The 20,125-nt window shown below is 66.3% G+C and carries 16 protein-coding genes; 9 read left to right on the top strand and 7 right to left on the bottom strand.

All coding sequences use genetic code 11. The annotated features are described in order from the left end of the window. The first annotated feature begins 155 nt into the window (after nucleotides 1-155). Together Q9246_RS21900 and zwf are read left to right on the top strand one after the other, a co-directional pair. Nucleotides 156-3,107, top strand: coding sequence for a TonB-dependent receptor (locus Q9246_RS21900; protein ID WP_306393012.1), 2,952 nt, complete (start codon nucleotides 156-158; stop codon nucleotides 3,105-3,107). A 176-nt stretch (nucleotides 3,108-3,283) separates the two neighbouring features. Next, entirely contained in the window at nucleotides 3,284-4,762 is a 1,479-nt protein-coding gene (gene zwf, locus Q9246_RS21895; RefSeq protein WP_306393011.1) for a glucose-6-phosphate dehydrogenase, read from the top strand. Between the two features lie 21 nt (nucleotides 4,763-4,783). Here the strand turns inward: zwf and Q9246_RS21890 are convergent, their stop codons facing one another. Continuing rightward, complete coding sequence (locus Q9246_RS21890) at nucleotides 4,784-5,269, bottom strand: MarR family winged helix-turn-helix transcriptional regulator (RefSeq protein WP_306393010.1); 486 nt, start codon at nucleotides 5,267-5,269, stop codon at nucleotides 4,784-4,786. A 24-nt stretch (nucleotides 5,270-5,293) separates the two neighbouring features. Between Q9246_RS21890 and Q9246_RS21885 the strand changes: the two genes are divergently transcribed. Then, complete coding sequence (locus Q9246_RS21885) at nucleotides 5,294-6,034, top strand: siderophore-interacting protein (protein ID WP_306393009.1); 741 nt, start codon at nucleotides 5,294-5,296, stop codon at nucleotides 6,032-6,034. Between the two features lie 3 nt (nucleotides 6,035-6,037). Here Q9246_RS21885 and Q9246_RS21880 read toward each other — a convergent pair whose 3' ends face one another. Then, on the bottom strand, nucleotides 6,038-6,982 hold the full coding sequence (locus Q9246_RS21880; RefSeq protein ID WP_306393008.1) for a 2-hydroxyacid dehydrogenase: 945 nt from the start codon (nucleotides 6,980-6,982) through the stop codon (nucleotides 6,038-6,040). A gap of 226 nt (nucleotides 6,983-7,208) precedes the next feature. On the opposite strand from Q9246_RS21880, the gene Q9246_RS21875 reads away from it, so the two are divergent. From Q9246_RS21875 to Q9246_RS21860, 4 genes are all read left to right on the top strand, one after another. Then, nucleotides 7,209-8,336 carry an alpha/beta fold hydrolase gene (locus Q9246_RS21875; RefSeq protein WP_306393007.1) on the top strand — a complete coding sequence of 376 codons (1,128 nt, stop codon included), beginning with the start codon at nucleotides 7,209-7,211 and terminating at the stop codon, nucleotides 8,334-8,336. 177 nt (nucleotides 8,337-8,513) lie between these two features. Next, on the top strand, nucleotides 8,514-9,914 hold the full coding sequence (locus tag Q9246_RS21870) for an APC family permease (protein WP_306393006.1): 1,401 nt from the start codon (nucleotides 8,514-8,516) through the stop codon (nucleotides 9,912-9,914). A gap of 54 nt (nucleotides 9,915-9,968) precedes the next feature. Then, complete coding sequence (locus tag Q9246_RS21865) at nucleotides 9,969-10,559, top strand: class I SAM-dependent methyltransferase (RefSeq protein WP_306393005.1); 591 nt, start codon at nucleotides 9,969-9,971, stop codon at nucleotides 10,557-10,559. Nucleotides 10,560-10,690: 131 nt separating this feature from the next. Beyond that, nucleotides 10,691-11,578 carry a LysR family transcriptional regulator gene (locus Q9246_RS21860; RefSeq protein ID WP_306393004.1) on the top strand — a complete coding sequence of 296 codons (888 nt, stop codon included), beginning with the start codon at nucleotides 10,691-10,693 and terminating at the stop codon, nucleotides 11,576-11,578. Between the two features lies 1 nt (nucleotide 11,579). Here the strand turns inward: Q9246_RS21860 and Q9246_RS21855 are convergent, their stop codons facing one another. Further along, complete coding sequence (locus Q9246_RS21855) at nucleotides 11,580-11,981, bottom strand: RidA family protein (RefSeq protein ID WP_306393003.1); 402 nt, start codon at nucleotides 11,979-11,981, stop codon at nucleotides 11,580-11,582. Between the two features lie 261 nt (nucleotides 11,982-12,242). Between Q9246_RS21855 and Q9246_RS21850 the strand changes: the two genes are divergently transcribed. Together Q9246_RS21850 and Q9246_RS21845 are read left to right on the top strand one after the other, a co-directional pair. Next, nucleotides 12,243-14,471, top strand: coding sequence for a TonB-dependent siderophore receptor (locus tag Q9246_RS21850; protein WP_306393002.1), 2,229 nt, complete (start codon nucleotides 12,243-12,245; stop codon nucleotides 14,469-14,471). Nucleotides 14,472-14,610: 139 nt separating this feature from the next. Continuing rightward, on the top strand, nucleotides 14,611-15,564 hold the full coding sequence (locus tag Q9246_RS21845; RefSeq protein ID WP_306393001.1) for an IS1595 family transposase: 954 nt from the start codon (nucleotides 14,611-14,613) through the stop codon (nucleotides 15,562-15,564). A 58-nt stretch (nucleotides 15,565-15,622) separates the two neighbouring features. Here the strand turns inward: Q9246_RS21845 and Q9246_RS21840 are convergent, their stop codons facing one another. From Q9246_RS21840 to Q9246_RS21825, 4 genes are all read right to left on the bottom strand, one after another. Beyond that, complete coding sequence (locus Q9246_RS21840; protein ID WP_306393000.1) at nucleotides 15,623-16,246, bottom strand: PqiC family protein; 624 nt, start codon at nucleotides 16,244-16,246, stop codon at nucleotides 15,623-15,625. Beyond that, nucleotides 16,246-17,871 (bottom strand): PqiB family protein, encoded by a 1,626-nt coding sequence (locus Q9246_RS21835; protein WP_306392999.1) that lies wholly within the window; start codon nucleotides 17,869-17,871, stop codon nucleotides 16,246-16,248. The genes Q9246_RS21840 and Q9246_RS21835 overlap by 1 nt, the downstream gene beginning before the upstream one ends. Then, nucleotides 17,864-19,150 carry a paraquat-inducible protein A gene (locus Q9246_RS21830; RefSeq protein ID WP_306392997.1) on the bottom strand — a complete coding sequence of 429 codons (1,287 nt, stop codon included), beginning with the start codon at nucleotides 19,148-19,150 and terminating at the stop codon, nucleotides 17,864-17,866. The genes Q9246_RS21835 and Q9246_RS21830 overlap by 8 nt, the downstream gene beginning before the upstream one ends. A 102-nt stretch (nucleotides 19,151-19,252) precedes the next feature. Then, entirely contained in the window at nucleotides 19,253-20,104 is an 852-nt protein-coding gene (locus Q9246_RS21825) for a hypothetical protein (RefSeq protein ID WP_306392995.1), read from the bottom strand. Nucleotides 20,105-20,125 lie beyond the last annotated feature (21 nt).

Below are 20,125 nucleotides of genomic sequence, written 5' to 3'. Positions count from 1 at the left end.
CAACAGGTCAGGCCAGTTCAAAAATATTTTTCAATTGGCCTGACCAAAAACACAAAAGTTGACATAGAATTCAACAACTGGCCTGACCAGATAAACAAATGCAGCGCCGGCGGACCCCACAACCCACCGCCCCGACAAAAACGCATGGAGACAGCATGAACCAATACCCGCACCGCGCAGCCCTGCGCAAACTCACCCTCTGCCTGCTCGGTACCGCTTCGGTCTCCGCGCTGTCGCTCGGGCCCGCTTTTGCCCAGGAAGTCGCCGCCACGCCGACCGGCGCCGAGACTGCCACTGCCCAGACTGTGGTCGTGACCGGCCTGCGCGCCTCGCTGGAAAGCGCACTGAACGCCAAGCGCCAGGACAACGGCATCGTCGACGTCATCAAGTCCGAAGACATGGGCAAATTCCCCGACACCAACCTGGCCGAATCGCTGCAGCGCGTGCCGGGCGTGGTGATCGACCGTGACGCCGGCGAAGGCCGCAGCATCACGGTGCGCGGCCTGGGGCAGGACTTCACCCGCGTGCGCATCAACGGCATCGAGGGCCTGGCCACCACCGGCGGCACCGACAGCTCGGGCGGCACCAACCGCGGCCGCGGCTTCGACTTCAACGTGTTCGCCTCGGAGCTGTTCAGCGCCCTGACGGTGCGCAAGAGCTCGTCGGCCGACGTCGACGAAGGCTCGTTGGGCGCCACCGTCGACCTGCAGACCCTGCGTCCGTTCGACCTGCGCGGCTTCAACGCCACCGTGGCCCTGAAAGGCAAATACAACGACGGCTCGGAAAAGACCGATCCGCGCGCGGCCTTCATGGTGTCGAACACCTTCTTCGACCGCAAAGTGGGCGTGCTGTTCTCGGGCGCCTACTCCAAGCGTCGCGTGCTGGAAGACGGTTTCAGCACGGTGCGCTGGGATAACGGCCCATCGTCAGGCGGCTGGTGCGCCCCGCAGGGCATGGCCGCCAACCCTAGCAACTCGACCGCGACCACCTGCGGCCCGGCCGCGCAAGGCGCCGAACGCCTGCCCGGCACGCCGGAGAATATCGCCGCCTACAACGCGGCCAGCGATCCGAACAACTTCCACCCGCGCCTGCCGCGCTACGGCCGCCTGACCCACGACCAGGACCGCCTCGGCCTGACCGGTTCGGTGCAATGGCGTCCACGCCAGGGCACGCTGCTGACCTTCGACATGCTGTACTCGAAGCTCGACGCGACCCGCCAGGAAGACTTTTTGCAGGCGACTTCGTTCAGCCGCAGCGCCAGCCAGGGCGGCAAGCCGCAGGTCGGCGTGCTGGAAGCGCAGTACGCGCCGAACGGTTCGCTGCTGTACGGCCGCTACAACAACGTCGACATCCGCTCCGAACAGCGCTTCGACGAACTGAAGACCACCTTCACCCAGCCGACACTGACCCTGGAACACAAGCTGAGCGACACCTGGAGCATGAGCGCCAGGTATGGCCGCGCCGAATCGAAGTTCCGCAACCCGATCCAGACCACGGTCACCCTCGACGCACTGAATGTCGACGGCTACAGCATCGACTTCCGTAACGACAGCCGTCGTCCATTGATCACCTATCCGTTCGACGTGAACGGAGGCCCGCTCGGCCTGATCGGCGTTCCGCAGGTCGCCAGCGGCACCCAGCCGACGACCGTGCCGAACACCACCACCAGCGAGATCCGCATCCGTCCGCAGGGCACCGACAACGTCAACAACGTCGCCCAGTTCGACCTGGCCTGGGAAGCGAGCGACAGCCTGACCTTCAAGGGCGGCATCAACAGCAAGAAGTACACCTCGGAGACCTACGAGTTCCGTCGCGTCAACCAGAACGACACGATCTTCGCCCCGCCTGCCGGCGCCACCGGCCTGACCTCGACCATGACCGGCTTCGGCAGCCAGCTCGGCATGCCGGCCGGGAACGCCACCGGCTGGGTGATGCCGAACCTGCAGGCGATCGCCGCCGCCTACGACATCTACTGCAACTGCATCAAGAGCGGCCCTGCCGGCGGCCCGGGCGACTTCACCCTGTCGTCGATCGAGAACGGCAATGCGCGCGGCAACAACCGCGCGGTCACCGAGAAGAGCGACGGCGTCTACCTGATGGGCGAGTTCCGCCACGACCTGTGGAATATTCCGGTGCGCGGCAACATCGGCGTGCGCTACGTGAAGACCGACCTGGAAACCATCGGCTACCAGGCGGCCGGCGGCGGCACCCAGGTCAAGGTCAACCACGACTACACCGACACGCTGCCATCGTTCAACCTGACCGCCAACGTGACCGACGAGTTCATCGTGCGCTTCGGCGCGGCCAAGGTGATGACCCGTCCGCAACTGGGCTTCCTGTCGCCGGGCGGCAGCATCGCCACCACCGGCAACCTGTCGATCAACTCGGGCAACCCGTTCCTGAAACCGTTCCGCGCCAAGACCTTCGACAGCAGCTTCGAATACTACTTCGCGAACAAGGCCTTCGTGGGCCTGGGCCTGTTCCAGAAGAACATCGACACCTATATCCAGAGCCTGCGCACCAATGTGCCGTTCCGCGAGTCGGGCCTGCCGCTGTCGCTGCTGCCGGCCAACTTCACGGGTGAGGAAGTGTTCCAGCAAACGCTGCCGGTGAATACCGATGGCGGCAAGCTGAAGGGCTTCGAGATCAGCTACCAGCAGCCGTTCACCTTCCTGCCGGGCTGGGGCAAGAACTTCGGCACCCTGCTGAACTACACCAAGGTGAGCTCGAAAATCGAATACCTGGTCTCGCCGACCGGTGGCGCCACCATCACCGACGACCTGCTGAACCTGTCGCCGAAATCGTGGAACGCGACCTTCTTCTATGACGACGGCAAGTTTAGCGCGCGCATCTCGGGCGCCAAGCGCTCGGGCTTCGTGACCCGCGTACCGGGCCAGAACAACAACGATGTCGAGGGCAAGAACGAAACGTTCAACGTCGACCTGTCGCTGTCGTACAAGGTCAACGAGAACCTCGAGTTCACGCTCGAGGGCGTCAACCTGACCAACGAGGAAAACGACCAGTTCATCAGCCGCCAGCGCGACAGCGTGGTGGTGAACAACGTGACCGGGCGCGAGTACCTGTTCGGCCTGCGTTACAAGTTCTAAGCTCCTCTCCTGGTGGCTTCGGGCCCGCGCTTGCGCGGGCTTTTTTTTGTCCGTACGCCGGGCCTGGCAATCTTGCCCCTTTTGCCAGTTCTTTTTCGTCATGTAGGCTACAATCAAAGACCAACCAGGCGAGCGCACGACGCAAGCGATCTATACAACCTGTCAGCGAAAGAGACATGAGTACCTCGAACGAGCACGCGAATCAGCACAATGACGGCCTTCCCCTCGACATGACCATCTTCGGCGGCATGGGCGACCTTGCCATGCGCAAGCTGCTGCCGGCCCTGTACATGGCCTTCCTGCACGGTAACCTGCCGGCGTCGACCCGCATCCTGTCGACCGGCCGCCAGGATTACGATCGCGCCAGTTACCTGGCCTTCGTCGAGGAGCATTCGCGCTCGTTCATCAGCGCCGACAATTTCAATGACAAGAGCTGGGCCGGCTTCCTCGACCTGCTGGTCTATGTGCGCCTGGACGTCTCGAGCGCGCCCATCTTCGACACGCTGAAGGACTCTTCGCGCGAAGGCGCCCAGCGCGTGTTCTACCTGGCCACCGCGCCATCGCTGTTCACCACCATCTGCGACAAGCTGGCCGCCACCGGCCTGGTCGACGCCAATGCGCGCGTGGTGCTCGAGAAGCCGCTGGGCCGCGACCTGGCGTCGGCGGTGGAGATCAACGAGGCGGTCGGCAAACACTTCGCCGAATCGCAGATCTACCGCATCGACCACTACCTGGGCAAGGAAACCGTGCAGAACCTGATGGTGCTGCGCTTCGGGAACTCGATCCTGGAACCGCTGTGGCGCGCGCCGAACATCGCGAGCGTACAGATCACGGTGGCCGAAGAAGTGGGCGTGGGCAGCCGCGCCGGCTTCTACGACAGCGCCGGCGCGATGCGCGACATGGTGCAGAACCACCTGATGCAACTGCTGTGCATCGTCGCCATGGAGCCGCCAACCTCGCTGTCGCCTGACGCGGTGCGCGACGAAAAACTGAAGGTGATCCGCTCGCTGCGCCGCATGACCCTGGCCGACATCGCACGCGACACCGTGCGCGGCCAGTACACGCATGGCGTGAGCGGCAACCAGGAAGTCAAGGGTTATCACGAGGAGAGCAACGTGCCGGCGGACAGCCACACGGAAACCTTCGTCGCCCTGCGCGCACATATCGATACCTGGCGCTGGTCCAAGGTGCCGTTCTACCTGCGCACCGGCAAGCGCATGCAGCGCCGCTCGTCCAAGATCGTGGTGGAGTTCGCCAATCCGCCGTTCCCGCTGTTCCCGGAGACCCCGGGCGGCGTCGCGAATCGGCTGGTGATCGAGTTGCAGCCCGAAGAAGCGATCAAGCTGCAGATCTTCGCCAAGCAGCCCGGCAGTGGCATGATGATGCAGCAGGTAGCGCTCAACCTCGACCTGCAATCGGCCTTCCAGCAACGCCGCGCCGAAGCCTACGAACGCCTGCTGATCGACGTGGTGCGCGGCCGCCTGACCCACTTCATGCGCCGCGACGAACTCGAAGCGGCCTGGGAATGGGTCGAGCCGATCATCAATGGCTGGGAAACCCTGAACGAGAAGCCGCATGGCTATGCGGCGGGTTCGTGGGGGCCGGCGGAATCGTTCGCGCTGCTGGCGCGGGATGGGTTTGGTTGGGTCGAGTAAGCGATCGAGCGCGGGCCACCCCTACCCAGCCCGCGCCTCCAGATTGGCGCGCACGCGCGCCAGCAGGTCCAATAATACCGCCTGCTCGTCGTCCGACAATCCCGCCAGGGCGACGGCGCCCAGCGCTCCGCTCTGGCGGTGCAGCCCCTCGAATACTTCCTTCCCGGCCGCGCTGAGCATCAGCCGCGTGCTGCGCCGGTCGGCCTCGTCCGGCGTCGCCTCCAGCAGGTCTCCGTCGCGCAGAGCCCGGATGATGCGCGCCACTTGCGCCTTGTCCCTGCCAGAATGCGCGACCAGGTCGCTCTGGGTGGCGCCTGGATGGCGCGCGAAATAGCCGAGCGCCCTCACCTCCATATGCGCCAGCTCGTGCGGCCCGTTGCGCAATCCCTTCAACTGCTGTGACCGGTACAGATGCACGATCGCGTGCATCGTCTCCAACGGATCGTCCACACGATTGCCCTGATTTTGGTTGACTCTATCAACTTCTTTTCGCATAATGGTGGACACTATCAACTAATTCTGGAGTGTAGCATGCCTGAATCCCGCATTCCCGCACAAATTCCCGCGATCGAGCGCGTCCGCCACGATCTCAAGATTCGCGAAGTCGAGGTCACACGCATCGAACGGCTGAGCCCCGGCTTCGCCAGCATCACGTTCAAGGGCGCCGCACTCTGGGATTTCACCTCGCTGTCGTTCGACGACCATGTCAAATTCATGCTCGACGGGGCCGACGGCCAGCAGGTTCGGCGCGACTATACGCCACGCCGCTTCGACCAACAAGCCTGCGAGGTCGACCTCGAGTTCGCCCTGCACGGCCACGGCGGCGCCGCCGAATGGGCGCGCGACGCGAAAGTCGGCGACAAGGCCATCATCGGCGGCCCGCGCGGCTCGATGATCCTGCCGCTGGCGATGGACTGGCACCTGCTGCTGGGCGACGCCAGCGCGCTGCCGGCCGTGACCCGGCGCCTGGAAGAATTGCCGCCGGCCGCCCGCGCGCAGGTGGTAATGCTGGTGGACGCGGCCGACCGGCGCGAGTTCGCCACCCAGGCCAGTGTAGACATCCATTGGGTGGCGTCGAACGAGGAACTGCTGCAGGTGTTGAAGGACTTGCCGCTGCAGCAAGGCGCGGGCCTGGCCTGGGGCGGCGGCGAAGCCGCGCTGATGGCGCAGGTGCGCCAGCTCCTGGTCGACAAGGGCCTGCCGCGCCAGGCGGCCCGGATCTCGGCCTACTGGAAGCAGGGCGTGGCCGACCACCACGAGCATCTCGACTAAACGCTAGACGACCGGCGTGGGCAAGGGCTCGCCGTTGAAGTGGGCCAGCAGGTTGGCCACTGCCAGCTCGCCCATCGCGCGCCGCGTCTCCACCGTGAAGCTGCCGACGTGGGGCGTGAGTACCACGTTGTCGAACGCGAACAGCGCCGCCGGCACGTTCGGTTCGTCCTCGAACACGTCCAGCCCCGCCGCGCCCAGTCGCCCATCCTGCAGCGCCGCGACCAGCGCCGCCTCGTCGACCACCGAGCCGCGTGCGATGTTCACCAGCGTGCCTTCCGGGCCGAGCGCGTCGAGCACCCCACCGTCGACGATGTGCCGGGTGGCAGCGCCGCCGGGCATGCACAGCACCAGCACATCGCTTTCATCGGCCAGCGCCAGCAGCGATGCGCTGCGCCGCTCCGGCGCCGGGCCCGGATTGCGCTGGTAATAGCGAATCTCCATGCCGAAGCCCTGCAGGCGCTGCGCCACCGCCTGGCCGATACGGCCGAAGCCGACGATGCCGGCCACCTTGCCCTTCAGGCTGCGCGCCGGCCCCAGGGGCGCTTTTGCCGGCCACTGGCCGGCGCGCACATAGCGGTCGAGCATCGGCAGGCGGCGCACAGTGGACAGCAGCAGGGTGACGGCCAGGTCGGCCACGTCGTCGGTCAGCACGTCGGGCGTATTGGTCACGTGGATGCCATGTTCGGCCAGCAGCGCCAGCGGCACCGCATCGACGCCGACCCCATTCACCGACACGATCTCGAGCGCCGGCAAGGCGGCTACCAGCTCCGGCGTCACGCCGAGCATGCCAGTGGTGAGGACCGCGCGGATACGCGCCGCGACCGGTGTCAACACGGCGTCGCCGGCAGGCGGAATCGCCGGCAGGTAGCGGCATTCGAATGCGTGCTCCAGCCTGGCGCGAAGCTCTTGCGACCACATGCCGCCCAATACGAGAATCTCTGGTTTCATCAGTAAATACCTGGTCTTGTCGATCGTGAACGATGGTTCGAGTATGCCAGATTCCAGAGCAATCCACGCCGCCGGCGACGAGCGGGCGACGACCAACTGGCCGACGCGGCGATGCGCCAGGTTTTACCTAGCGCAAACAGGCATGCGATTCGAAGCGTGCGCGGTTGGAGCCGGACGGCAGTTGGCGTAGAGTCTCCGGATTGCCAATTCGACGGGATCGCCATTCATGTACGCCAGTAACTGGAACGCATTCGGGGCCTTCGGCGCGCAAGCGCTCAAGCGGATGGACCGCAGCCGCCAGGCGCGCGGCAGGATGCTCGAGCGGGCTGGCTATGGGCCGCAGCAGACGCCGTCGACCGTCATCCTCGACCAGCCCGGCCTGAACCTGCGGCGCTTCCAGGATGCGCCCGGCGGTGGCCCGGCAGTGCTGCTGGTGCCGGCCCCGATCAAGCGCGCCTATATCTGGGACCTGGCGCCCGACATCAGCGTGGTGCGCCGCTGGAGCGAGCGCGGATACCGGGTCTACCTGGCCGAATGGCTGCCGATGCCCGACGGCGACCCCGACGTCGGCCTGGACGACTACGGCGACCGCCTGCTGTCGGCCTGCCAGCGCGCGATAGCGCAAGACAGCGGGCAAGAACGGCTGACCATCGTCGGCCACTCGCTGGGCGGCATCCTGGCCGCCATCTACAGCTGCAGGCATCCCGAGCGCGTGGCGGCCACCGTGCTGCTCGAATCGCCGCTGCATTTCGAGCAGGCCACCTGCTGCTTTTCGCCGCTGGTCAACGCAACCCCGCATGCGCGCGGCATCGCCGACGCCTTCCGCCACGTGCCGGGCGTCTATCTCAACATGATGAGCGCCCTGGCCGAGCCGCAGGCCTTCGGGTGGGAACGCATCGCCGACCGCTGGCTGTCGCTGCTCGACCCCAAGGCGCTGGCCACCCATATGCGGGTCGAGCGCTGGACCCATGACGAATTCCCGCTGCCCGGCCGCCTGTTCACCGAGATCGTCGAATCGCTGTACCGCAACGACGAATTCATGCAGGGCACGCTCGACATCGGCGGGCGCACGATCGGTCCGCGCGACCTGCGCGCACCGCTCGTCAGCGTGGTCGATTTCCGCAGCAAGGTGATCCCGCCCGACGCCGTCCTGCCCTTCCACGAAGCCACCGGCAGCGAGCGCCGGCAGGTGTTCTCCTACCAGGGCGACGTCGGTGTCAACCTGCAGCATGTCGGCGTGCTGGTGGGCCGCAGCGCCCATGCCACCATCTGGCCGGCCATCTTCGACTGGCTCGGCGCGCCGGCGATGGCGAATGCGTCGAACGATGCGCGCGCTGTGGCGCCATCGGCATGACTCCTGCTGCCCCGTATTTATCTTTCTGACATCTCAATCGCGCGCCACCTGCTCTACAGTCTGGATAACATCCAGTTCCGAAAAGCGGGTGAGCGACAGTGTGTTTACGCGCTTCCCATGTGCAACCTCGCATGACGCGGCGCTCGGCGGCCGTCGACGTGCCTCACCGATCACGACATGGACGCCATCGAAGCCGAACGCACTGTCTCCGCCCCCCACGACACCCGACCGCGGCCGACGATCGGCCTGCGCGAGGCGGTCGCCGTCATTGTCGGTGTCGTCATCGGCGCCGGCATCTTCAAGGCCCCATCCCTGGTCGCCGGCATGAGCGGCGGCGCCACCGCCATGTTTACCCTGTGGGTCCTTGGGGGCGTGGTGTCGCTGATCGGCGCCTTGTGCTACGCCGAGCTGACCACTTCGTATCCGCACGCCGGCGGCGACTATCACTACCTGCACCGCGCCTACGGCCGTTCGGTCGCCTTCCTGTTCGGCTGGGCGCGTTTTTCAGTCATCACCACCGGTTCGATCGCCCTGCTCGGCTTCGTGTTCGGCGACTACATGCAGCAGGCGGTGCCGCTGACCATGCTGCCGGCCGGCTGGGGCAGCACCGTCTACGCCGTCGCGGTGATCGTCGGGCTGTCCGCACTGAACCTGCGCGGCATCCGCACCGGCACCGGCGCCCAGACCTTCCTGACGGTCGCCGAGATCCTCGGCCTGCTGCTCATCGTCGGCGCCGCCGCCCTGTTCAGCGATCCGGCCCCGGTGTCCGCGACGGCTTCCGGGGCCGCGCCCGCGGGACCGGCCAGCGCCGCCCTCGGCATGGCGATGGTATTCGTCCTGCTCACCTACGGCGGCTGGAACGAGGCGGCCTACATCAGCGCCGAGATGCGCGGCGGCCCGCGCGACATGGTCAAGGCCCTGACCCTGGGCATCGTCATCATCACGGTCCTCTACCTGATGGTGACCTGGGCCTACTGGAAAGTGCTGGGCATGGAAGGCATGGCCGCCTCCGAGGCGGTGGCGGCGGACGTGATGAAGGTCGTGTTCGGCCCGGCCGGCGAAAAGATCATCTCGGTACTGGTGGCCGTCTCGGCCCTCACCTCGATCAACGCCACCATGATCGTCGGCGCGCGCACCAGCTATGCCATGGGCCTCGACTGGAAAAAACTGGACCGCCTGGCCGAATGGGATAGCGAGCGCGGCACCCCGACGGTCGCCATGACGGTGCAGTGCGTGGCGGCCCTGCTACTCGTCGCCACCGGCGCCGCGCTCGGCGGCGGCTTCAAGTCCATGGTCGAATTCACGGCGCCCGTATTCTGGCTGTTCTTCCTGCTGACGGGTATTTCGCTCTTCGTGCTGCGCCGGCGCGAGCCAAACGCGCCGCGGCCGTTCAAGGTGCCGCTGTATCCGGTGCTGCCCCTGCTGTTCTGCGCCAGCTGCGCCTATATGCTGTGGTCGAGCCTGTCGTACGTGTACAGCCAGCAGCTCGGCGGGCTGAACGCCGCCTGGATCGGCGTCGCGGTGCTGGCCATCGGCGTGGTCCTGCTGCTGCTGCTGCGCTCGAAGAGCGATCGATAAATATTCCAAGCCTTATTCCACCGAAGTCCCCACCTGACCCAAGGAGCTGTGCCGATGAACCTGCAACCCCGCCGCCGTACCCTGCTGCTGTCCGCCGCCGCCGCGGGCGGCATGATGATGTTCCCGTTCGGCCGCGCGCTGGCCCAGGCCACTGCCGCCACGCCACGCCTCGACGTGCCATATGTCCCGACCCCGCAGGAAGTGGTCGACAAGATGCTCGACCTCGCCAAGGTCGGCAAGAACGACACGCTGTTCGACCTGGGTTGCGGCGACGGCCGCATCGTCGTCACCGCCGCCAAGGTGCGTGGCGCGCGCGGTACCGGGATCGACATCGATCCGGAGCGCATCGCGGAAGCCAAGGAAAACGCCAAGAAGGCCGGCGTCTCGGACCGCGCCCAGTTCCGTGTCGGCGACCTGTTCAAGACCGATTTCTCGAGCGCAACCGTGGTGACCCTGTACCTGCTGCCGACCATCAACGCCAAGCTGCGTCCGCAACTGTGGAAGCAGCTCAAGGTCGGCACGCGCGTGGTGTCGCATGCCTTCGACATGGGGTCGGAATGGCCGGCCGAGAAGACGGTCGAGGTCGATGGCCGGACGATTTACTACTGGACCATTACTGAGGCGAACAAGAAAGAGGTAGCCTGACCTACAGCAAAGCGCCACTCCGCTCACGAGAGCATTCGGGGCGGCTGATCGATCTCGTCCATTCCACACCACATTATGCACTTTGATGGATAATTGTTGGCCATGTGGAATCCCGATACGATCATCCGCCCATGAACCAGCTCCTCGCCATGCGCGCCTTCGTCCGCGTGATCGACTCCGGCTCGTTCAGCCGGGCATCCGACCAGCTCAACCTGCCCCGCTCCACGGTCAGCAAGCCGATCGGCGACCTCGAAGCCCATCTCGGCAACAAGCTGATGCACCGGACGACGCGCACGGTGGCGGCTACCGCCGACGGCCTGGCGTATTACGAGCAATCGGTGCGGCTGCTGGCGGAAATCGACGCGCTGGACCACGGCATGCGCGGCCAGAAACGCAAGCCGCGCGGGCACCTGCGGATCGACGCCCCGGCCTCGTTCGCGACCTCCCTCTTGATCCCAGCGCTGCCTGAATTCCATCGCGAATACCCGGACATCACCTTGGGCCTGGGCATCAGCGACCGTCCGGCCAATATCGTCGGCGAAGGCGTCGACTGCGTGATCCGCGCGGGCGAGATCAACGAGATGTCGATGGTCGGCCGCAAGCTGCTCGACCTGTACTACGGCACCTTCGCCGCGCCGGCCTACCTGGAAAGGGAGGGAACGCCGCGCGAACCCGCCGACCTGGCCCAGCACGTTCGCCTGGGCTACTTTTTTGCTGCGACCACGAAGCCGAATCCCCTTGTCTTCGAACGCGACGGTGTGCGCCTCGACATCGAGGCGAGCGAGCTCTCGACCAACGACGGCAATGGCCTGCTGGCGCTGCTGCGGGCCGGCATGGGCATCGGCCAGCATTTCACGCGGATGGTGCAGCCGGCCATCGACACCGGCGAACTGGTGCCGATCCTGCAGGAGTGGCGCCGGCCGGCCATGCCCTTCCACATCCTCTACCCACAAAACCGTCACCAGAACGCGCGGTTGACGGTCTTCGTCGACTGGCTGATCGACACCTTCCGCGACTGAATCACTCGATGATCGCGGTGACCCGGATCTCGATGCGCATGCGCGGGTCGGCGAGCACCGCCACGCCCACTTCGGTCCACACCGGTCCGCGGTTCGGCATGTATTGGCGGAACAACCTCGCCATCGTCTCGTTGGCCTCCGGCGGGAAACCACCCACATGGTAGGAATTCACATGAATGACGTGCTCCCAGGTGGCGCCCGCAGCGGCCAGCACACGCTCGACGTTCTTGAAGGCGACTTCGATCTCGTCCTCGAGACGGTCGGGGAACTCGAGATCGTCCGACCAGCCACCCTGGCCCGAGATTTCCACCCGATTGCCCACCTTCACCGCCTGCGAATAGCCCAACTTCCCGTAGAACTTCTCGCCATAGCCAGGTGTCACAAAAAATTCTGCCTTTTCCATTGCCCTGCCTTTCAGGTGTGTTTCGTTGAGATGACGCCAGCTTAGCCAATTCGGTGGCAAGGAAACAGAGCCGTTCGCTGCCAATACCGTCCATGCGGATGCACAATCCGCCACAAGATTTGACAATAAGTGTTTGCCACACATTGACATAAATAGATGAGAATAGTTATCATTCCAAGTTGTTATTCAACTGTCATAGGCCGACGCGCGTTTTTCGGGACCGGTCCGCCACTCACTCATCGCTCAACAACAGGAATAAAGATGGAAAAGCAGGTCAGCCCCAACGGACGTCGCAAACTGAAGACCCTGACGGTCTGCGTGGGTCTCGCACTCCCCTTGGTCGCCCAGGCGCAGTCCACCGAGAGCAGCAACACCGCCGCCGGCACCACGTCGATGCCGCAGGTGCAGGTCCAGGCCCAGAAGCTGGCCGACGACGTCGGTTCGTACACCATCGGCCGCACCCGCACCGCGACCCCGCTCGACATGTCGCTGCGCGACACCCCGCAATCGGTCTCCGTCATCACCCAGCAGCGCATCGAAGACCAGGGCCTGATCAGCATCACCGACGTCGCCAACAACGTCACCGGCGTCTCGGTCAACCAGTATGAAACCCACCGCGGCAGCTTCACGGCGCGCGGCTTCGAAGTCACCAACCTGCAGATCGACAACATCCCGACCACCTGGGACGCCGCCTGGAGCGCGGGCGAAGTGCTGGGCAGCCTGGCCCTGTACGACCGCGTCGAAGTCGTGCGCGGCGCGACCGGCCTGATGACCGGCGCCGGCACCCCGTCCGCCGCCCTGAACCTGGTGCGCAAGCGCGCCTTCAGCAAGAAGCTGGGCGGCCGCGTCGAAGCCACCGTCGGCCGCTGGGACAAGCGCCACGTCATGGCCGACGTCTCGACGCCGCTGAACGAATCGGGCAGCATCCGCGGCCGCTTCGTCGGCGAATACGGCGAAGGCGACAGCTGGGTGCGCTACCTGGAGAACAAGGACCGCACCTTCTACGGCACGATCGAAGCCGACATCGGCCGCGACGGCACCTTCTCGGCCGGCTTCAGCCGCCAGAAAATGAGCCCGCGCGGCCCGATGTGGGGCGGCCTGCCATACCGCTTCACCGACGGCTCGATCATCCCCGAGAACCGTGCGCTGACCACCGGCACCCCATGGACCGGCTACGACAACCAGTACGACAACTTCTTCGCCGACTACGAACACCGCTTCGCCAACGGCTGGAACCTGCGCTTCACCTACACCGACGCCACCCGCGACGGCGACTCGCGCCTGCTGTACCTGTCGGGCGTGCCTGACCGCACCACCGGCGCCGGCCTCGGCGCGTTCGCGGGCTCCTACGTCATCCAGACCAAGCAGAAGGACTTCGGCATCCACGCCAGCGGTCCGTTCTCGGCCTTCGGCCGCGAACACCAGGCCGCCATCGGCTACCTGCACGCGAATACCGACTTCTACTCGAACAACCGCCTGGCCGATTTCCCCGGCCAGCCGGGCGGCTTCGCGCCGGCGGTCGCCAACTTCAATACCTGGGATCCGGCCAGCTATCCGGTGCCGGTGTGGGGCCCGCAAGCCCGCTACGAGACCAGCGAGACCACCCAGCAGGGCCTGTACGGCATGGCGCGCTTCTCGGTCACCGACCAGCTCAAGGCGATCGTCGGCGCGCGCATCACCAAGTACGAGAAGGAAGGCGGCGGCCAGTGGCAGGATCCGTACTCGATCGAGTACTCGAACGAAGTCACCCCGTACGCCGGCCTGGTGTTCGACCTGAACGACACCTACTCGCTGTACGGCAGCTACACCAGCATCTTCCAGCCGCAGAACAACAAGGACTTCGCCGGCAACCTGCTCGATCCGATCGAGGGCAAGGCGTCCGAGGCCGGCATCAAGGGCGAGTTCTTCGACCGCCGCGTCAACGCCTCGCTGGCCGTGTTCCACCTCAAGCAGGATGGCCTGGCCCAGGCGGCCGGCATGATCGACCGCGACGGCCCGACCGGCCCGCTGCTGCCGGAAGCCTACTATCGCGGCGTCGACGGCGCCACCAGCAAGGGCATCGAACTGGACGTTTCGGGCGAGATCATCCCTGGCCTGAACGCCAGCATCGGCTACGCGATCTTCCGCGCCAAGGATGCCAACGACGTCGATTTCAACTCGATCTACCCGCGCAAGACCCTGCGCGCCTTCGCTACCTACCGCCTGCCGGGCGCATGGAACAAGCTGACCGTCGGCGGCGGCGTCAACTGGGAAGGCAGCACCTACACGGTCGACGGCACCGTGGCGCCGGGCCTCGACGGCCGCATGGAGCAGGGATCGTTCGCGCTGGTCAACCTGATGGCGCGCTACGACTTCAACAAGCAACTGTCGGCCCAGCTCAACGTCCGCAACGCCACCGACAAGACCCACTTCGCGATGTTCGCCGCCTTCAACCAGATCACCTATGGCGCACCACGCGACACCTCGCTGACCCTGCGTTACCGCTTCTGATGTCCTGAAGCGTCATGCCGAACGGGGCGCCGCAGCGATGCGGCGCCCCGTTATTCTTGGCGCTGTTCGCGTTAATTCCGCGAACCTTTCCTGTCCAGCCTGGTCTCAACCACTGTCGAGTCATCCGGAAGGGGCGGCCGTGGACAGTTTGGACTTTGAGACATTGTTTGCCGCCTTGCGCGGCCTGCCTCTACACGATGAAGAGCGTGAGCAATTGCGCACGTGGCTAGGCAGCGCCGACGATGCGGACGCCTGCATCGCGTTGATCGAACAGGCGGCTGCCGGCAAATGTTGCCCTCGCTGCGGCGGCGCGCGTTCCCATCGTTGCGGTCGGGCCAGCGACCTGCAGCGTTGGCGTTGCCTCGCCTGCGGTCGCAGCTACAACGCACTGACCGGCACGAAGCTGGCGCGCCTGCGCAACAGGGCATGCTGGCTCCCCTATTTGCGGTGCCTGCTCGAGTCGCGCACCGTGCGCGCCAGCGCCGAGGCGGTCCAGGTTCACCGCACCACCAGTTTTCGCTGGCGTCACCGCATGGTGTCCGGCTTCACGCGCGAACGGCCGGCGCCTCTGGCTGGCATGGTCGAAGCGGACGAGACGTACTTGCTGGAATCGCAAAAGGGATCGCGCACGCTGACCCGTCCTGCCCGGCGGCGCGGCGGCGTGGCCAGCCATCGCGGCATCGGCCGCGACCACGATTGCCTCCTGGTCGCCTGCGCGCGCGGCGGCGCAGCACTGGATTTTCATTGCGGCCGCGGTCCGGTCAGCAGCGCGCAACTCGGGGAATGCCTTGGGCCAGTGCTGGCGCCGGACTGCCTCTTGATCAGCGACGGGGCTGCCGCCTATCCAGTCTTCGCCATGCGAAACAATATCGCCCATCAAGCGATCAACCTGCGCGCTGGCGAGCGGGCGCGCGGCGCCATCCACCTGAACCATGTCAATGGCTGGCACAGCCGTTTCAAGCGCTGGCTGGTACGCTTCCACGGCGTTGCCAGCCGCTATCTGATCCATTATTCGGGCTGGCGGCGGGTGCTCGACGCTGGGCCCATGCTTACGCCAGCACAATTGCTAGTAGTCACAGTCAAACCAGGCTGAGCACTGGTGGCTGCCGAATTAACGCGAACAGCGCCTTATTCTTGTGGCTGCGACCCGTTCAGGCGGCCGGACAGGCGGGCGCGGCGCCCGCCGCCTGGCCGCGCACCGCGGCCGCGATCGTGGCCGACAGCTTCGCCAGCGCCGCGCGATGGCCCGCCACCAGTGCGTCGTGGCCTGGCCCCACCGGTTCCTGGAACACGCTGCGGCAGGTCTGGATTTCTCCATCGTCGAGCCGGCGCACGCTCCATACCGCATCGACCAGGGCGTAGCTGCCCGGCGCCGACTCGAAACGCTGGACGTCCGCGCCGATCCGGTACAGCGTGCTGCCTTTCGGCGCCGCGCTGCGGTAGACATCCACCGCGCCCAGCTGGGCTGCGATCCCGAACGACAGGCTGTTGCCGATCTCCTCGGCCAAGGGGCCGGCCCAGCGGTGGTGCTCTTCCAGGTCGATGCGCCCGTCGCCACCGCTCACCACCATCTGCGGACGGCGCAGCTGGCCCGGCAAGGTCACCGGACGCATCTCGAAGTACAGCGGCGCGGCCGTCGCCAACGCCGGCACGACGGTGGCCGGGCCGCCGCTGAGCGTGTAGAACCGGTCGACCGGCGTGCTGCTGCACGCCGCCAGGGCGGATGCAAGCAAGGCGGCGGCAAGCAGGCGGCGCGGGATAGCGGACGACGTCATCAATTCTTCTCCTGGGGTTTGCCGCGGATGAGCGATTGGGGATTGCGTTCGAGGTAATCGGCCAGCGCGTTCAGCTTGGCCATCGTGTCCGACACTTCCTGCAGCGCCTGGCGCAGGTCGGACTGCAGCGGCGAATCCTGCGCCAGCAGGTTTTCGGCGCGCGCGAAGGTGCCCTTGGCGGCCGTGAGCGTGTCCGTCATTTCCGGCAGCACTTGTCCCTCCAGGCGCGCCAGGGTCGCATTCGCCTGCGCCAGGGTGCGGTTCAGGTTGGCGCCGATCTCGTCGAACGGCACCTTGTCGAGTTTATTGGCGATGCGCGCCACCTGGCTCTGCAACTCGTCGAGCTGGCCCGGCACGGTCGGCAGCACCACCAGCTCGCCCTGCTGGCCGATGGCGGCCTTGCGCGCGTTCGGGAAGAAGTCGAGCGCCACGTACAACTGGCCGGTCAGGATGTTCCCGTTGCGCAGCTGGGCGCGCAGGCCGCGGCCCACCATCATGCCCATCATGTCGCTGCCCTCGCGGCCCTGGTTCAGGGCGGTCATGAAATCCTGGCCCAGGCGGCCCGGGTACATGTCGATGACGACGGGCATATTGAAGCGCCGGCGCTCGCGGTCCCATTCGATGCCGACGCTGCGCACCTCGCCCAGCGCCACGCCGCGGAAGTCGACCGGCGCGCCCGGCGCCAGGCCGCGCAGCGACTGGTCGAAGTACAGCACCGCGGTGGTGGCCGGGCCGTCCGGCGGGCGCAGGGCCGCCGCGCGGTCCTCGGCCAGCAGGTAGCGGCTGCCGGCCGGCGCCGGCACGGTGGGCTTGCGTCCGTCGGTCGATTCGAAGGCGATGCCGCCGGTGGCCAGCGCCGCCAGCGACTGCGTATTGAGTTTCAGTCCGCTGGCGTCCAGGCGCAGGTCGACGCCGCTGGCGTGGTACCAGCGCGTGTCCGGGCCGACGAAGCCGATATACGGTTCCTCGACGAACACCGACATGTCGATGCCCTGGCCGGCCTTGTCCAGCTCCACCTTGGCTACCTGGCCGACGCGCACGCGCCGGAAGAAGACCGGAGAACCCGGCGACACCGAGCCGAGGCTGTCGGCGTGCAGCAGGTATTCGCGGCCCTTGAGTCCGATCGGGATCGCCGGCGCCGCTTCCAGGCCGGTGAAGGCATTGCTGCTGTCTTCCGACGTGCCGGGCGCGGCGCCGATGTAGGGACCGGACAGCAGGGTGCCCAGTCCCGACACGCCGCTGGCGCCGATCTGCGGCCGCACCACCCAGAAGCGCGAATCCTTCGCGGTGAAGCGCTCGGCCTCCTTGGCCATCTCGATCCTGGCCATCACCCGGTTGCCGTCCTCGGCCAGGGTCACCGCGACCACGCGACCGATGTCGACGTCCTTGTACTTGACCCGCGTGGTGCCGGCCTCCAGGCCCTCGCCGGTGGCGAAATACACGTACACGGTCGGGCCCTTGTTGGTCATCCAGTGCACCACCTGCCCGGCGCCGATGACGGCCGCCAGCAGCGGGATCAGCCAGATCAGCGACGGCAGCCAGCGGCTCGGCCGGTCCACGTCGGGCGAGGATGGCCCCTGGGTGGCCGGCCGCTGCGGCGCATTCGCGCCGTCCTGTTCAGACATGCTTTTCTCCATTCGATTCGATAGGGTCCCAGATCAGGCGCGGGTCGAACTGGTGCGAGGCGACCATGGTGACGATCACCACGCAGCCGAAGGCGATCGCCCCCGGGCCGGCGGTGATCGTCGCCAGCGCCTCGAAGCGCACCAGCGCCACGGTCAGCGTGACCACGAAGATGTCCAGCATCGACCAGCGGCCGACGAATTCCACCACCCGGTAGGCGCGGGTGCGCGCCAGCGGCGCCGCGCGCGAACGCAGCTGGGCGGTCGCGTTGAGCCAGGCCAGCGCCACCAGCTTCGACACCGGCACCACCACGCTGGCGATGAAGATGATGACGGCCAGCCCCGGCGAGCCGGTATTCCAGAACAGCACCACGCCGCTCATGATGGTGTCGCCCTCAGCGCCGCCGCCGATGGTGCGGGTATACATCACGGGCAGCATCATCGCCGGGACGTAGAGCAGCGTCGCCGCGGCCAGCATGCCCCAGGTCCAGCCGATGCTGTTCGGGATCCGGCGGTGCAGGCCGGCGCCGCAGCGGCGGCAGTGGGCCGCGCCGTTGGCCGCGCGCTGCCAGGGGTAGGCGTTGACCAGGCCGCAGGCGCCGCAGGACACCAGGTTGTCCGGGGCGTGGGCGATGGCGTGATGGCCGGCGTCGGCCTTCGGGCGCGGCGCCAGGCGGTCGGCCAGTTCCCACAAGGCCTTGGGTTCGTAGCGCATGACGAGCGCGCACAAGACCGTCAATACGCCGAACGCGAACAGGCCCGGATGCGGCACCACCCGCGCCATGCCGGCCATCTTGATGACCGTGATCAGGATGCCGATCATCAGCACCTCGGTCATCGCCCAGTGGCGCGCTCCCTGCACCACGCGCAGCACGAGATTGAAGCCCGGTACGCGCCGGCCCCGGCGCAAGCCGATGGCGACGTACAGCAGCGAGGTGAGTTCGAGGCCGGGAAACACGATCGCGCACAAGAGCACCATCGCCGCGATCACCTGCATGCCTTCGGCCCACAGCACGCCCACCGCCTGGAACAGGGTGGCGCCGGACGTGATGCCGCCCATCTCGAGCGTGACGATCGGGAAGCTCTGGGCCAGCAGGAATACCAGCACCGCGCCCAGCGTCAGCGCCACCAGCGAATCGGCCCGGCGCAGCGGCCCGCCGGCATGCCAGCGGTACAGCTCGTGACGGCAGCGGGTGCAACGCGCACGCTCGCACGAGTTCAGCGGTTCCCGGTGGTACAGGCAACCGCAGTCATGACAGCCGATCAGGTGTTCCGCGTTCAATCGTTCTCCCAGTGTCACCCTACATCAGTGCTTCTACACTATGTATTATGACCGGAAGCAATTGAGTACGTCTTTCGATCGGCGTTCCGTGCGCAAGGCGGGTCAGAAGCGGACCTTGACGAAGGCCGACGGTCCCTTCAGTTTCAGGTCGAGGTCGGCCGTGCGGTCGCCATTGCGGTGCAGGTCGATCTTCTGGACGTTGTAGTCGAGCACCAGGCCGACGTTCTTGTGCGGGAACCATTCGACGCCCACCGAGCCGTTCCAGACATGGCCTTCGACCGTGCCGCCATTCTTCTTGATGCCCGAGGCTTCAGCGTACAGGCGCCATTGCTCGTTCAGCGAATGACGCCATGCGAGTTCGACGGTCGGGGCCCAGACGCTGTCGCTGCCCGATGCCGAACCGCTCCACGAATAATTCTCGACCGGGTTCGACGCGCTCAGGTTGGCGTCGACCGAACCGGAGATCTTGGCGCGCAGGTAGGCGGCGCCCAGGCCGATGCCGAAGGCATTCTTTTCCTTGCCCAGCCACCATTTATACGAGAAGCGCGCCATCTCGAGGCGCAGGTCGGCGTCGGCGCTGATGGTGCCGCTCACCGGACGGCCTTCGTAGACGGTGTCGCCGCTGGCGGTGCCGGCCCAGTCTTCGTCGAAGCGGAAGTAGTCGAACGACAGGCCGTGGCTGTCGCCGATCAGCAGTTCGGCCTTCACGCGCGGCAGGGTAACGTCGTCGATCTTCTCATCCGGGGTATCGATCCGGCCGTAGTTGGTGTCGCCGCCCAGGTGGATTTTTGGCTCGGCGTAGAATGCGCCGGCCGAAATGCTCATGCGGTCGAGGGCCGGCGACTGCTGGGCCTGGGCCATGCCGGCGCTTGCCGCGCCGAGCAGGATGGCGCCCTTCAGGGCGGTGACGATGGTGGTACGGGACGGAAAGGCGCGCGGTGCGTAACGGGACATGGTGGCTCCGATAAAAAATGT

The sequence above is a fragment of the Telluria beijingensis genome (genome assembly GCF_030770395.1).
In the GTDB taxonomy this organism is placed as follows: Bacteria; Pseudomonadota; Gammaproteobacteria; order Burkholderiales; family Burkholderiaceae_D; genus Telluria; species Telluria beijingensis.
Note: the sequence above shows the minus strand (reverse complement) of the source record. Positions and strands in the feature narration are given on the sequence as shown.